The sequence below is a fragment of the Jezberella sp. genome, from assembly GCF_964834465.1.
This window is the reverse complement of the sequence record NZ_CBAZRM010000011.1, coordinates 128,144-141,750: the sequence shown is the minus strand read 5'-3', so window position 1 is coordinate 141,750 and position 13,607 is coordinate 128,144. Positions and strand designations below refer to the sequence as shown.

Here is a 13,607-nt window from a genome sequence, read left to right as displayed (position 1 = left end):
TCTGCGCATAGCCTTTTGCTTCGCCACCAAACTTCTTCGAGAGAACCGTGGTGATTGCTGCGGTCAGAGTGGTCTTGCCGTGGTCAACGTGGCCGATGGTGCCAACGTTGACGTGGGGCTTGGTACGTTCGAACTTTTCTTTTGCCATGGCAGACTCCTGACCTTTACTTAAGCTGGTAACTTAGGTTGAATAACAAAGACTTTTATTACGAAACTATTCGGGTATAACAATACAAACTGCTGTTGGTGCCCATGACGCGGATCGAACGCGTGACCTCTCCCTTACCAAGGGAGTGCTCTACCACTGAGCCACATGGGCGCATTCGCCGGGCAACCGACCCCACGAACTACTAAATCGTTACAGCGCACTCACCGGTTAACCTCGCCTGCTCAACATAGACTGGAGCGGGTGAAGGGAATCGAACCCTCGTCGTAAGCTTGGAAGGCTTCTGCTCTACCATTGAGCTACACCCGCGAGGTCGTTTCAGTACAAAGGGACCGGCATACAAATAGCTTTCTGGTGGAGAAGGTTGGATTCGAACCAACGTAGGCGCAAGGCCAACAGATTTACAGTCTGCCCCCTTTAACCACTCGGGCACCTCTCCACAAGAGAACCAACGATTATGGGGGAAGTTTTACGTATTGTCAAGTCAAGGCGGTTCGATCTATTGACGATTTGAGTATAATTTTTTATGCCAAGGCAAAACTTTATTGCCAGTTAATCCTTCAGTATCAATGGGTTGTTATTTCAAGCATCATTGAAAATATCCGTGAACCCCATTTTTTCAGCAAGCGCCGAGAAATTATCCCAGTTGTGAAAATCGATCAGTATTTGGCCTTTACCCTTGGCGTCAGCTTTTAATAAGACTTTTGTGTTGAGTTTATCGGACAGCGCTTCTTCTATGCGAGTGACATCTCGCGATTTGGCTTTTTCTTTTTTAGCTGACGTCTGGGTGTGATTGGCTTGGTCAGTCGTTCTTGTCACTAATTTTTCGGTTTCTCGTACAGATAGCCCTTTGGCAATGATTTGATTTGCCAGTTGAATCTGCGTGGCAGCATCGACAGCCAATAGTGCGCGGGCGTGGCCCATATCAATGTCGCCCGCTAATAGCATGGTCTGAACAACGGAAGCGAGATTAAGTAAACGTAACAAGTTAGACGTTGCCGAGCGCGACCGACCAATGGCAGCGGCGGCCTGTTCGTGAGTCAAACTAAACTCTTCCAACAACCGTTTAACCCCCTGTGCCTCTTCGATGGCGCTCAGGTCCTCACGCTGTATATTTTCGATCAATGCCATCACGGCGGCATGTTCGTCGGCGACGTCGCGAACAAGGACGGGCACTTCTTCTAAACCGGCTAATTGCGCTGCACGAAAGCGCCGCTCGCCGGCAATAATTTCATAGCGTACCGGTGCCTTACTGACTTGACGCACAAGGATTGGCTGCATGATACCTTGCGTTTTTATCGATTCAGCAAGTTCAGCTAATGCGCCTTCATCCATGCGAGTGCGAGGCTGATATTTACCAGCTTGCAATTGGGATAGCGGTAGTTGGCTCGGGCGAGCATTGGTGGTGGATTGATCCAACACATCGAGCGACGGCCCATCTGCACCCAATAAGACGTCTAGCCCACGTCCAAGGCCTTTTGTTTTCTTCGTTACCATCGGTGTTCCTATCGGTAGTTAACGCACACCGTGTTGGGTGCGCTCGATGACTTCTGCGGCGAATTCGATATACGCTTTGGCGCCACGAGATGACTTGTCGTAGCTGACCCCCGGGATGCCGTAGCTAGGCGCTTCTGCCAGGCGTACATTTCTGGGCACGATGGTTTTGAAAACCTTGTCGCCAAAATGTTGCTCTAGTTGAGCAGAGACTTGCTGTTGCAACGTCATACGCGGGTCAAACATAACCCTTAGCAATCCAATGAGCGTTAAATCATTGTTGATGTTGCGATGTACACGTTTGATGGTGTTTACCAGATCAGAAAGGCCTTCCAGCGCATAGTATTCGCATTGCATTGGGATGATTACCCCATGCGCGGCAGCCAATCCATTCAACGTTAAAAGCGATAGGGCAGGGGGGCAGTCTATCAGCACAAAATCATATTTGTCAGAGACCTGCTCTACTGCTTTCTTTAATTGAAGTTCGCGTTCATCCATGCCGACCAAGTCAATCTCTGCGCCCGCAAGTTCTCGGTTCGCTGGCAGCACATCGTATCCACCAGATTCCGATTTGACGATGGCCTCGGTGATTTGACATTCGCTGATGAGCACATCATAAATGGTATGTTCGATGCTACTTTTATCGATGCCGCTGCCCATCGTCGCGTTGCCTTGTGGGTCTAGGTCTATCAGCAGCACTCGTTGTTGATGTGTCGCCAGGCCAGCCGCTAAATTGGTGGTGGTGGTTGTTTTTCCAACGCCGCCTTTTTGATTGGCGATACAGAATACCCGCATCAAATTGGCTGGTGTGGTAGTGGTCATGGTTGATTGTTCCTGTTGAGCCAGATCATGCATCTGTGGGCATTTAGTTCAGGGACATGGAGTTCATCAAATTTCGTGACGACCCAGTCTTTGACGTGCTCGATCTCTCTAAGTTCTTCAGTGGGGTATTGGCCTTTCATGGCGAGAAGGACCCCAGTTGGGCTGACGTGCAAGCCTGCGACCCGAATGAAGTCTGCTATCGAAGCGAACGCTCGCGAAATAACGACGGCACAATTGCGTTGGGGCAGTTGTTCAACTCTCGCGTGAGTCGCGGTTAAATTGGAAAGTTTCAGCACACTGGTCATTTGGCGAATAAAACTCGACTTTTTCTCGACAGCGTCTACACATTCGACTTGTACCGACGGCAACATGGTCGCGATCACAATACCGGGCAGTCCTGCGCCAGAACCAACATCGAGTACGTTGGCGTGCCCGCTCTGAGGATTGGCTAAGGCGGGCTGCAAAGGATTGATAATCGATAAGCTATCGAAAATATGCTGAATCAGCATTGACTCATGGTCTCGGACTGCCGTGAGGTTGTATGTTTTGTTCCATCGGTTTAACTGATCAAGATAGTGCAACAGCGTCTCAACTTGAAACGTCTGAATCTGCAAACGGAGGGCTGCGCACGCCGCAAGGATGCGCTCGCCACTCGAGACTAGGGTACTGTGTTCGTTCTTCACAATTTCTGTTTAAGCTGCTCTTACTTCGGTTAGCGACCCATACTTTGTTCGCTTAAGATGGATCAAGAGCAGTGAGATCGCCGCGGGGGTGATTCCGGATAATCTTGAAGCCTGTCCGATCGTTTCTGGACGGTGCTGATTAAGTTTTTGGCGGACCTCAAAAGACAAACTGATGATGTCCGAGTAATTAATATCTTTTGGAATCACTTGAAGGTCGTGAGACTGTGCACGCAAAATTTCGTCTTTTTGCCGCGCAATGTAGCCTTCATATTTGACTTGCACTTCAACTTGTTCTGCCGCGTCCCCAGCTGGCAGACCTGATGGCATGTCAACGCCGTCTAGATAGGGTAGGGACATGAGTGTTTCATAAGTAACATTAGGCCGTTTCAATAAGTCGGATAGTAAGTACTCACGTTCAATTGATTTTCCGAGTACTTTCTCAGAAGCCTCAGGGCTAACCATGCGGGGATTGACCCACGTAGAACGTAACCGTTGAATTTCCAATTCGACTAACTCACGTTTTTTGCTGAACGCTTCCCAGCGCTTATCATCGACTATCCCCAAAGCTCGACCAAGTTCGGTTAAGCGCCAATCTGCGTTATCTTCTCTTAAACTTAATCGATATTCAGCACGTGACGTAAACATGCGATATGGCTCAGTTACACCCTTGGTAACCAAGTCGTCAATCAATACACCGAGATAAGCCTGATCTCTGCGTAGGATAAATGGGTCTTTATTAAGCGCTTGTCTGGCAGCATTGATACCCGCCAGTAATCCTTGTGCGGCAGCCTCTTCATAACCTGTTGTGCCATTGATTTGACCAGCAAAAAAGAGACCCTGAATACTTTTGGTTTCTAGGGTGGTTTTTAATGCTTTTGGATCAAAAAAATCATACTCAATCGCATAGCCTGGGCGAACAATATGCGCGTGCTCTAGTCCTGGCAAGCTGTGGATAAGATTCAATTGAACATCGAAGGGTAGACTCGTCGAAACACCATTTGGGTATATTTCGTGGGTGTCGAGCCCTTCAGGTTCTAAAAATATTTGATGACTTGTTTTGTCGGCAAAGCGATGAACTTTGTCTTCAATAGATGGACAGTATCGGGGGCCAACGCCTTCAATGACACCACTATACATCGGTGATCTATCTAAACCACCTCGAATAATGTCATGCGTTTTTTCATTCGTATGAGTGATCCAACAGGAAACTTGTCGGGGATGTAACTCACGGGATCCCAAAAATGAAAATACTGGGACTGGATCTAGATCCCCTGGTTGTTCTTCCAATTTGACGTAGTTTATGGATCTGCCATCAATCCTCGGCGGGGTTCCTGTTTTCAATCGTCCTTGGGGAAGATTCAATTCTTTTAATCTTTGTCCAAGTGTTGTTGCGGGTGGATCACCCGCTCTACCAGCCGTATAGTTTTGTAATCCCACATGAATCAAGCCGTTTAAAAATGTACCCGCTGTTAACACGACAGCACGCGATCTAAACTTCAGCCCAATTTGGGTGATGGCACCAACAACGGTATCACCTTCCACCATAAGATCATCAACAGACTGCTGGAATAACCACAAATTTGGTTGATTTTCTAAACGATAACGTATTGCTTTTCGGTATAGCACTCTGTCAGCTTGTGCACGCGTCGCTCGAACGGCTGGGCCTTTGGATGCGTTTAAGATTCGAAATTGAATACCTGCTTCGTCAGTAGCGATAGCCATTGCACCGGCCAAAGCATCAATTTCCTTAACGAGATGTCCTTTACCAATACCACCAATTGATGGATTGCATGACATCTGACCGAGCGTTTCGATGTTGTGAGTCAGTAGCAGGGTTGTCGCACCAGCACGAGCAGAGGCAAGAGCAGCTTCAGTTCCAGCGTGCCCACCGCCAACCACGATGACATCAAAAATTTTAGGATGTTCCATTACCAATTCATACTATGTAAGGGGTCGAATTATAGTGCGTCGTTAACCAATTAAAATGATTCTTTTATCAGCGATAACGTATTTATATTTTTAATCATTTGTTTGTTTCACGTGAAACAACATAAGCAATCAATGAGTCGCTTTAAGTCTATTGTTTCACGTGAAACATCAACAAAACCTGTGGACAACTTTGGGGATAAGATACCGCATACCTCAAATATATTGTCACCAGTCTCAGTAATTAATCATGAACATTCGAACAAAACTTCCACACATTGAAACCAATATTTTTACTGTCATGTCGAAGCTGGCTAGCGACTACAAGTCAGTCAACCTAGGTCAAGGATTCCCCGATTTCAATACTGACGCTAGACTCATTGATCTTGTCAATAACGCTATGAAAGCGGGTCATAACCAATACCCGTTAATGACTGGGGTGCCTAGTTTAAGACAAACTATTGCCGAGAAGGTAAAAACAACCACTGGTTACCTCTACGATATCGATCAGGAGATTACCGTGACAAGCGGCGCTACTGAAGCTCTGATGGCTGCCATCCTTGCATCAGTTGGCCCAGGTGATGAAGTCTTACTTCTAGAACCATGTTATGACAGCTACCAGCCAGCTGTTATTTTGGCTGGTGCCATCCCAATAGCTGTACCACTAACACCCCCAGCCAGTACAGCGCATAACTTTACCGTTGACTGGCATCGAGTAGAGCAAAGCATTTCATCAAAAACTAAAGCTCTCGTCATTAACTTCCCCCATAACCCAACCGGCACGGTTTTGACTGACAGAGACCTTGATGAACTAGAAAGGTTGTCTGAGATGCACAACTTAGTGCTTATCTCTGACGAAGTCTACGAACATATCGTGTTCGATCGTCTTCAACATAAAAGCCTAGCAACCAGACCAGCTTTGCAGGCTAGGACATTTTTAATCTCATCATTCGGAAAGACGACCCACACCACTGGTTGGAAATTAGGCTACTGCTGTGCACCTAAAACCTTAACCAAAGAGTTAAGGAAAATCCATCAGTTCATGGTCTTTACCGTGCCATCCCCACTTCAGCATGCCATGGCCGAATACTGCAAAGACCCCGCTACCTACATAAATTTATCGACTTTCTATCAAGAAAAAAGAAATTATTTAATTGAGGGATTGCTTCAAACTCGGTTTAAACCTCTGCCGAGCTATGGCACGTTTTTTTTGCTTGCTGACTACACAGAAATTTCACATCAACCAGAGTCAGAATTTGCAATTTGGCTAACGAAAACTCACGGCGTTACAGCAATACCAGTCGCCGCCTTTTACTCGAACCCCAACGATGAGCAATCCAATCATCATCTCATCCGCTTTTGCTTTGCCAAACAGCCCGCCACCCTTGACACTGCAATTGAACGATTAATGAAAGTATAGATGACTTTTTCTCTGTTTAGCAAACTTCGTTGATTAAAAGAAGTTGTCAGATGTTGATCTGTTTTTAGATGTCTTTTGTTGTTATTTAATCTTTTATATATAAAGACTAATGGATAATAAGGCTTGTGGATAACTAGGATAACTGCAAAAAAAACAATCAAATCAGCAAGCTATCGAATATTTTGTTTGGGGATAAGCAGTGTGTGGATATGAGCATAAAGTTGGATAGTTTTTCTTGTTGAAATGTTTGTGCCACTTATTCAAAAACTATCCTCAATCTATGCACATCCTCTCTTGTGTTGTTATCCACAGGTTTGATCAAACGGAAATCAACCATAAAACAACAGTTTTCAGGTTTAACTGATTTCAATCGACACAGCCAATAGAGATGATGTCCTTATTTTCCTATACAAAAATGAGAAAAAATTTCACCCAGCAAGTCATCTGGCGTAACTTTGCCTGTAATTGATCCCAATTGGTCATGGGCAAGTCTTAGCTCTTCAGCGAAAAGATCCAAAACGCGGTCGTCAAGCGCCGCATGCTCAGATGCAATGCCAATGTGGCTCATCGCTCTTAAAAGAGCGTCTATGTGCCTTTGGCGGGCCATCCAAGGGGATTCTTGAGTGGGATGCCAACCAGCCAAGCTCAGCAATGCAGATTTGAGCGTATCTAGCCCTTGCCCCGTCTTCGCAGATATCAGTACCTCGCCTGACTGCGGAGATGAAACACCGGTTAAATCCACTTTGTTGACGACGGTTAAAACGGTGCTAGATCGAGACCGTCTTAGATTAATTTCTTTATCCAATTCACGTTGAGGATTTGACGCATCAATGAGATGAAGAACAACATCGGCCTGTTCTACAGCTTGCCAAGTACGGGCGATGCCAATGGCTTCGATTTTGTCTTCAGTTTCCCGTAGTCCGGCAGTATCGGTCAGTGTGACGGGAATATCGTTGAGCGTAACGAGATAAGTAATTTTGTCTCGAGTCGTGCCAGCGATATCGGTCACGATAGAAACATCATCCCCAGCAAGTGCGTTAAGCAGACTTGATTTACCGGCGTTGGGTGCCCCAGCAAACACAATATGCAGGCCTTCACGCAACACGAGGCCTTGCTTACATCTTTGGAGAATGGAAGTTAGTCGAGCTTCAATATCTGCCAGTTTTGAATGTGCTTGATACTTTTCAAGAAAATCGATTTCTTCTTCAGGGAAATCAAGCGTCGCTTCAACCAGTAACCTCAGACGTAGGATTGACTCAGCAAGACTATTGATTTGTTCGGAAAACTCGCCTGACAATGATGCCATGGCAGCCCTTGCAGCCGATTCAGAAGAAGCGTCGATGAGATCGGCAACAGCCTCTGCTTGAACCAAGTCAATTTTATTATTTAAAAAGGCGCGTTCTGTGAATTCACCTGGTCGAGCCAACTGTAAGTTAACAGCTTGACCAATGGCTAAACAGTGTTGAAGTATTTGCTTAACGACAGCTTGTCCGCCATGACACTGAATCTCAAGAACATCTTCGCCAGTAAAAGAGTGGGGCGCCTGAAAATAGATTGCGATAACTTGGTCAATGGTCGATCCATCTTGCCTAATGATTGGTAAGTAGTGCGCATGTCTATCAACTAACTGGCGGTTGACTAAGGCCAATATAAAGGGCCCCAAACGGGGCCCAGATACTCTCACTACACTGATTGCACCGCGACCCTGGGCGGTCGCGATGGCAACAATGGGTAACCGGTTTTCGCTCATACCGAGTGATGCATGTCCTATTTAATAGGATCGTTAGCTGCCGTATTGAGCTTGCGCGTGATGTACCACTGTTGTGCAATCGACAGGGTATTGTTAACGCACCAATACAACACCAAACCAGCGGGAAAGAAGAACATCATTCCGCCAAAGACCAAGGGCATGAACATCATTACTTTGGCCTGCACTGGATCAGGTGGCTTAGGGTTCAGTCGCATCTGTAAGAACATGGTCCCCATCATGATGGCAGGCAAAATAAAGAAAGGATCTTGAACAGCCAAATCCTGCACCCACAAAATCCAAGGGGCGCCACGTAATTCGACACTATGCAACAACACGTTGTATAGCGAGAGAAACACGGGGATTTGAATCACGATCGGTACGCAGCCACCAAGCGGATTAATTTTTTCAGTCCGATACATCTCCATCATTGCTGTGTTGAGTTTTTGTCGATCATCACCAAATTTTTCTTTCAATGCTTGCAGGCGAGGTGATACCAGTTTCATTTTTGCCATCGACCGATAACTGGCCGCTGACAACGGGTAGAAAGCCGCTTTGATGAGAACTGTCAGAGCGATAATGCTCCAGCCCCAATTACCAATGACGGTATGAATCCATGTCAATAAAGAGAATACCGGCTTGGCAATGATGCTCAGCAGACCATAATCGACCACGAGATCTAGACCAGGCGCAATAGCTTCTAATGCCTTCTGATCTTGCGGACCAATCCAAAGTGTTGTTGGCACATTGAGCGCTTTTCCAGCGCCCACGACACCCACTGCTTGCACACTATTGACAGCGAAAAGATTCTTATCATGTTCAACCACTGAGACATGTCGAGAAACCCCAGGTGCAGGCACCCACGCCGTTAGAAAGTAGTGCTGAATGAGGGCTAACCAGCCGTTATCGGCAGTTTGAGTAATCGGTTTGTTTTTCTCTTTACTCTTTTCGACGTCAGAGAATGTATATTTCTGATAGTGGTTTTCATTGGTGTAGATCGCTGGTCCGATGAAACTGGCGGGGCCGCTGGCCATGCCACTCAACCAGCTGGGCAGAAATCGAGAGCTGGGCGCCTTCTGATCAGCACTGCCATCACGGGTGATCTGTAAGAATAAGTCAGGTGAAATATCATTCGCCGTACTATTCTGTATGGTGTGATCAACGGAAATTGCGTAGCTGCCTCGCTTAAAGGTGAAACTTTTGATCAGCGTCACGCCATTCGCAGTAGCAGCGAACGACACTTTCAACGAATCACCTTTTAACTCAAGCGCATCGCTGATCAGCACAAAATTCGAGTCATACGTGGGTAAGTTTGATGTACCCGGTGCACCAACTAAGCCAGACTGAACAATATAAATGTGTCCGTTTTTATGCTGCAAAAGCGCTGTAGGCTCTTTAGAATCAACGGTAATCGGATAGTTGAGCAGATCTGCTTCAATGAGCTCAGCCCCGTGTAGGTCGAAGGTCAGTTTCAAGATATCAGTAGTGACAACAACCAGTTCTTTGGGTTTGACCGTTGATGTATCTACAGAAGCGACGACGCCAGTAACACCAGCCGAGGCGTTCAATACTTTAGGATCTGGCGTGGCTGTCTGACCTGAATCAAGTGCACTCGTCTTAGCGGGGGAAGTCGGCGTTACCGCCAAAGGCGACTGTTTACCCAGATGAGTTTGCCAGTTGTTCCATAGCATTAGCATGGAGAGCGAAAAAATCATTAGCAGGATCGTGCGTCGAATATCCATTCTTGCCCAATAAATGTGTAACCAGTCTCAAGAGGCTGGGAGTTTAGCTTTAATCAGTGTGATTGCGTGTCGTAATTGGTGGAACAGGGTCGAAGCCACCAGGACACCAGGGATGGCAACGTCCCAGGCGTCCCGCGGTCAGAAACAAACCCTTCAGCGAGCCGTGAAGCTCGATCGCTTCAATCGCGTAAATAGAACAAGTCGGGGTGAAACGACAAGATTGCCCAAACCAAGGACTTAAAAAGAATCGATAGGCCTTAATAGGCGCAATCAATAAACCCTTGATCATGTGCTGGCCTTGCTTGATAAACGCGCACGTGCAAAGTGCGCATCTGCCTCAGCACGAGCGGCTCGTTTTAGCAGCGTCAATGAGCAAGGCTCAATTTTTTTATGCAGGCGAAAAACATAATCCGCCACGGGTAGTTCAAGCCGGTGCAGACGAAAAGCCTCCCGAATCACTCTTTTCAGGGCGTTTCGAGTTGTTGCCAATTTGGCGTGCCGCTTTGCCATAATCAACCCAAGTCTCGCCGTCGATAAATCACCGGCTGGACCAATCGATTGATTCGTGATTTTCTGGGTGGACGCGGTAACGGCAAATAAAGCACCTCTACCTATTCGCCGACCAGACAATGCATCAGCGTATTCGGCGGGGAAATGCAAGCGCGCCGTTGGAGGGAACGAAGCGCTGGGCATTTTGATTGAGTCTAACAGTACTGGCGCGACGAGCGCCAGAACACGGAATTAGACTGCCAGACGCTTGCGGCCTTTAGCACGGCGAGCGTTAATCACTGCGCGACCGCCACGAGTCTTCATGCGAACACGAAAGCCGTGAGTGCGTTTGCGACGTGTAACGGATGGTTGGAAAGTACGTTTCATGATGGATAACCCAAATCAAAGAGCGAAAAATAACGGGATAAATCCCGGAAAGCCCTCCATTTCATCAAAAATATTCAATTTAGTCAAATATTTATAAGAGCAATTGGGAGTTTAGCGCATATCCGCCTGTGGATAACTTTCGATGGTCAGGGTAGAATCAGGGTTTAAATAGTGAGAAATATGAACGAGTTTTGGCTGTCCTGCGTGAATCGTCTCGAGCAGGATTTTCCCCCGCAACAAATCAGCGCTTGGATCAGGCCGTTGGTTCCGCTTGACTTTAACGAGTCTGAAGCGGTGTTGCGGCTATCGGCGCCAAACCGCTTCAAGCTTGATTGGGTGAAGAGAAACTTCTCAAATCAAATAGAACAATACGCAACAGATTGGTACAAAAGACCAGTCCGACTGCATCTTGAGTTAACCGCTAGCAATAGTGACACGACGGCATCTGTTGATAAGCCCAACGGTTCGATTGGATATTCTGCCCCAATGGGATTGGCAGCGCGCGTATCAGAAAACAATCACCTACTGGTTGCCACGCCCAACGAAGGGCATAAAGCGTCAGAGACAGCAGTGGTCAAAGCCGTAGATGAAAAGTCCCGCTTGAACACAGACCTGACCTTTGAAACTTTTGTTACTGGTAAGGCGAATCAGCTTGCTCGCGCAGCGGCGTTGCAGGTGGCTGAAAATCCAGGTATCTCTTATAACCCGTTATTTTTATATGGCGGAGTAGGCTTAGGCAAGACGCATCTGATTCATGCGGTTGGTAACGCAATGATGCAAGCGGGTGTCGGTAAAAAGGTGCGGTATGTTCATGCTGATCAATATGTGTCAGATGTTGTGAAAGCGTATCAGCGAAAAGCCTTTGATGACTTTAAACGTTACTACCATTCACTCGATTTGCTCTTAATAGACGATATTCAATTCTTTTCGGGCAAGAGCCGTACACAAGAAGAGTTCTTTTACGCTTTTGAAGCAATGGTCGCTCAGCGTAAACAAATCATCATTACGAGTGATACCTATCCAAAAGAGCTCGCCGGGATAGACAGTCGGTTAATTTCGCGCTTTGACTCGGGATTGACCGTCGCAATTGAACCGCCTGAATTAGAAATGCGCGTGGCAATTCTGTTGCGAAAAGCTGAAACAGAGGGTTTGGCAATGCCCGAAGAAGTGGCTTTTTTTATAGCAAAGCATTTGCGCAGCAACGTACGCGAACTTGAAGGTGCGCTGCGAAAGGTGCTCGCGTATGCCCGGTTTCATGGCCGAGAAGTTGTTAATGTTGATATTTGCAAAGATGCGCTGAAAGACTTGCTGTCAGTGTCGAGTGGTCAGATCACCGTCGAAAATATTCAAAAGACGGTGGCGGATTACTACAAAATGAAAGTAGCCGACATGTACTCAAAACGACGGCCAGCCAATATTGCCATGCCCCGCCAGGTGGCGATGTACTTGGCCAAAGAACTCACTCAGAAGAGTCTCCCCGAAATTGGGGATTTATTCGGTGGCAGAGATCACACAACCGTCTTGCATGCCGTGAGAAAGATAGCCGATTTGCGTTTGAAACAAAATGAACTTAACCATACGCTGCACGTACTCGAACAAACTCTAAAGGGATAATCGATGCAACTTGTACAGACCCCACGCGATGCTTTGCTCAAGCCACTCTCCACAGTGGCCGGGATTGTCGAGCGACGACATACCTTGCCGATCTTGGCAAACATACTTGTGCGCAAGCAGGGCGGCAGAGTATCGTTTATCGCGACCGATCTTGAGGTTCAAATCACGACGCATGCTGACTTTGGTGTCGGCGCCGACGATGAGTCTCTGACGGTTGCTGCGCGAAAACTGGTCGATATTCTCAAAGCGCTTCCCGACGTGGGCGATGTGAAACTATCAACTGCCAGCAGTAAGTTGGCCGTGCAATCCGGCAAGAGCCGTTTTTCACTGCAAACATTGCCAGCGAATGATTTTCCGGTGATGTCGCAACCAGAACGTTGGGATGTTTCGCTTTCACTGCCACGCAAAACGCTCAAACACTTGTTCAATATGGTTCATTTCGCCATGGCGCAACAAGACATTCGCTATTACTTGAATGGGATGTTGCTGGTTTTCGAACCCGGCTTGCTTCGCGCAGTGTCGACGGATGGTCACCGTTTGGCTCATGGATCAACGCCCGCTGATGGCATTGCCCAGCTGACGGAAGTGATTGTGCCCCGTAAAACAGTGCTGGAAATGCAACGTCTTCTTGACGAAAGTGATGAGCCTGTGACGATTGATGTCGCGCCTGGTCAAATCCGCTTTTCTTTTGGTCATGTTGAATTGGTGTCGAAACTTGTCGAGGGAAAGTTCCCAGACTTCAAGCGCGTCATCCCGTCGAACTACAACCGCCACTTTGATGTTTCGCGGGAAGTGTTACAAGGAAGTTTGCAGCGCGCCGCTATTTTGACTTCTGAGAAGTTTCGCAGCGTTCGGCTGCAGTTAGGTCAAAATTTGCTGAAGATATCTTCAACCAATGCAGAGCAAGAAGAGGCACAAGAAGAGCTGGACATCGATTATGGCCATGAGGCTTTGGATGTTGGCTTTAATGTGAGTTATCTGCTCGATTTCTTAAGTAACGTCAAAGCCGAAACCATACGTTGGTCAGTGATGCCTGATGCGAACGCATCGGCGTTGATCACACTGCCCGATGAAGAGTCTTTCAAGTACGTTGTTATGCCAATGCGGATTTAAATAA

At 47.1% G+C, this 13,607-nt stretch carries 13 protein-coding genes and 3 tRNA genes; 3 read left to right on the top strand and 13 right to left on the bottom strand.

Annotation, left to right across the window (positions count from 1 at the left end):
• From AC1W8Y_RS10440 to mnmG, 8 genes are all read right to left on the bottom strand, one after another.
• On the bottom strand, positions 1-148 hold a 148-nt coding region (locus AC1W8Y_RS10440; RefSeq protein ID WP_482014421.1), incomplete at its 3' end, for a GTP-binding protein.
• A gap of 96 nt (positions 149-244) precedes the next feature.
• A tRNA-Thr gene (locus AC1W8Y_RS10435) sits at positions 245-319 on the bottom strand.
• Between the two features lie 82 nt (positions 320-401).
• A tRNA-Gly gene (locus AC1W8Y_RS10430) sits at positions 402-475 on the bottom strand.
• A 43-nt stretch (positions 476-518) separates the two neighbouring features.
• Positions 519-605 (bottom strand) — tRNA-Tyr (locus tag AC1W8Y_RS10425).
• A gap of 143 nt (positions 606-748) precedes the next feature.
• Entirely contained in the window at positions 749-1,663 is a 915-nt protein-coding gene (locus AC1W8Y_RS10420) for a ParB/RepB/Spo0J family partition protein (protein ID WP_482014410.1), read from the bottom strand.
• 18 nt (positions 1,664-1,681) lie between these two features.
• Positions 1,682-2,482: a ParA family protein gene (locus AC1W8Y_RS10415; protein WP_482014409.1), complete on the bottom strand. Its 801-nt coding sequence runs from the start codon at positions 2,480-2,482 to the stop codon at positions 1,682-1,684.
• The gene (gene rsmG, locus AC1W8Y_RS10410) at positions 2,479-3,165 is read right to left on the bottom strand and encodes a 16S rRNA (guanine(527)-N(7))-methyltransferase RsmG (protein WP_482014408.1); all 687 of its coding nucleotides are present in this window, start codon (positions 3,163-3,165) and stop codon (positions 2,479-2,481) included. Before rsmG ends, AC1W8Y_RS10415 begins: the two co-directional genes overlap by 4 nt.
• A 9-nt stretch (positions 3,166-3,174) precedes the next feature.
• A complete protein-coding gene (mnmG, locus tag AC1W8Y_RS10405; RefSeq protein WP_482014407.1) occupies positions 3,175-5,094 on the bottom strand; it encodes a tRNA uridine-5-carboxymethylaminomethyl(34) synthesis enzyme MnmG in 1,920 nt (639 codons plus the stop codon).
• Positions 5,095-5,341: 247 nt separating this feature from the next.
• Here mnmG and AC1W8Y_RS10400 point away from each other — a divergent pair, with 247 nt between their 5' ends.
• A complete protein-coding gene (locus tag AC1W8Y_RS10400; RefSeq protein ID WP_482014406.1) occupies positions 5,342-6,511 on the top strand; it encodes a methionine aminotransferase in 1,170 nt (389 codons plus the stop codon).
• A 397-nt stretch (positions 6,512-6,908) separates the two neighbouring features.
• Here the strand turns inward: AC1W8Y_RS10400 and mnmE are convergent, their stop codons facing one another.
• From mnmE to rpmH, 5 genes are read right to left on the bottom strand one after another with little or no spacing between them, the layout of a single operon-like run.
• The gene (gene mnmE / locus AC1W8Y_RS10395) at positions 6,909-8,261 is read right to left on the bottom strand and encodes a tRNA uridine-5-carboxymethylaminomethyl(34) synthesis GTPase MnmE (RefSeq protein ID WP_482014405.1); all 1,353 of its coding nucleotides are present in this window, start codon (positions 8,259-8,261) and stop codon (positions 6,909-6,911) included.
• 17 nt (positions 8,262-8,278) lie between these two features.
• Positions 8,279-10,000 (bottom strand): membrane protein insertase YidC, encoded by a 1,722-nt coding sequence (gene yidC / locus AC1W8Y_RS10390; protein ID WP_482014404.1) that lies wholly within the window; start codon positions 9,998-10,000, stop codon positions 8,279-8,281.
• A 49-nt stretch (positions 10,001-10,049) separates the two neighbouring features.
• Complete coding sequence (gene yidD / locus AC1W8Y_RS10385) at positions 10,050-10,289, bottom strand: membrane protein insertion efficiency factor YidD (protein ID WP_482014403.1); 240 nt, start codon at positions 10,287-10,289, stop codon at positions 10,050-10,052.
• Complete coding sequence (locus AC1W8Y_RS10380; protein WP_482014402.1) at positions 10,286-10,693, bottom strand: ribonuclease P protein component; 408 nt, start codon at positions 10,691-10,693, stop codon at positions 10,286-10,288. Before AC1W8Y_RS10380 ends, yidD begins: the two co-directional genes overlap by 4 nt.
• Positions 10,694-10,741: 48 nt before the next feature.
• Positions 10,742-10,876 (bottom strand): 50S ribosomal protein L34, encoded by a 135-nt coding sequence (gene rpmH, locus AC1W8Y_RS10375; protein WP_023951589.1) that lies wholly within the window; start codon positions 10,874-10,876, stop codon positions 10,742-10,744.
• 180 nt (positions 10,877-11,056) lie between these two features.
• Here rpmH and dnaA point away from each other — a divergent pair, with 180 nt between their 5' ends.
• Both dnaA and dnaN read left to right on the top strand, forming a co-directional pair.
• On the top strand, positions 11,057-12,490 hold the full coding sequence (dnaA, locus tag AC1W8Y_RS10370) for a chromosomal replication initiator protein DnaA (protein ID WP_482014401.1): 1,434 nt from the start codon (positions 11,057-11,059) through the stop codon (positions 12,488-12,490).
• 3 nt (positions 12,491-12,493) lie between these two features.
• Positions 12,494-13,603, top strand: coding sequence for a DNA polymerase III subunit beta (gene dnaN / locus AC1W8Y_RS10365; RefSeq protein ID WP_482014400.1), 1,110 nt, complete (start codon positions 12,494-12,496; stop codon positions 13,601-13,603).
• Positions 13,604-13,607 lie beyond the last annotated feature (4 nt).

Coding starts and splice junctions, on each gene's coding strand:
- AC1W8Y_RS10420 (WP_482014410.1), bottom strand. CDS start 1,663: ATGGTAACGAAGAAAACAAAAGGCCTTGGACGTGGGCTAGACGTCTTA.
- AC1W8Y_RS10415 (WP_482014409.1), bottom strand. CDS start 2,482: ATGACCACTACCACACCAGCCAATTTGATGCGGGTATTCTGTATCGCC.
- mnmG (WP_482014407.1), bottom strand. CDS start 5,094: ATGGAACATCCTAAAATTTTTGATGTCATCGTGGTTGGCGGTGGGCAC.
- AC1W8Y_RS10400 (WP_482014406.1), top strand. CDS start 5,342: ATGAACATTCGAACAAAACTTCCACACATTGAAACCAATATTTTTACT.
- mnmE (WP_482014405.1), bottom strand. CDS start 8,261: ATGAGCGAAAACCGGTTACCCATTGTTGCCATCGCGACCGCCCAGGGT.
- yidC (WP_482014404.1), bottom strand. CDS start 10,000: ATGGATATTCGACGCACGATCCTGCTAATGATTTTTTCGCTCTCCATG.
- yidD (WP_482014403.1), bottom strand. CDS start 10,289: ATGATCAAGGGTTTATTGATTGCGCCTATTAAGGCCTATCGATTCTTT.
- AC1W8Y_RS10380 (WP_482014402.1), bottom strand. CDS start 10,693: ATGCCCAGCGCTTCGTTCCCTCCAACGGCGCGCTTGCATTTCCCCGCC.
- rpmH (WP_023951589.1), bottom strand. CDS start 10,876: ATGAAACGTACTTTCCAACCATCCGTTACACGTCGCAAACGCACTCAC.
- dnaA (WP_482014401.1), top strand. CDS start 11,057: ATGAACGAGTTTTGGCTGTCCTGCGTGAATCGTCTCGAGCAGGATTTT.
- dnaN (WP_482014400.1), top strand. CDS start 12,494: ATGCAACTTGTACAGACCCCACGCGATGCTTTGCTCAAGCCACTCTCC.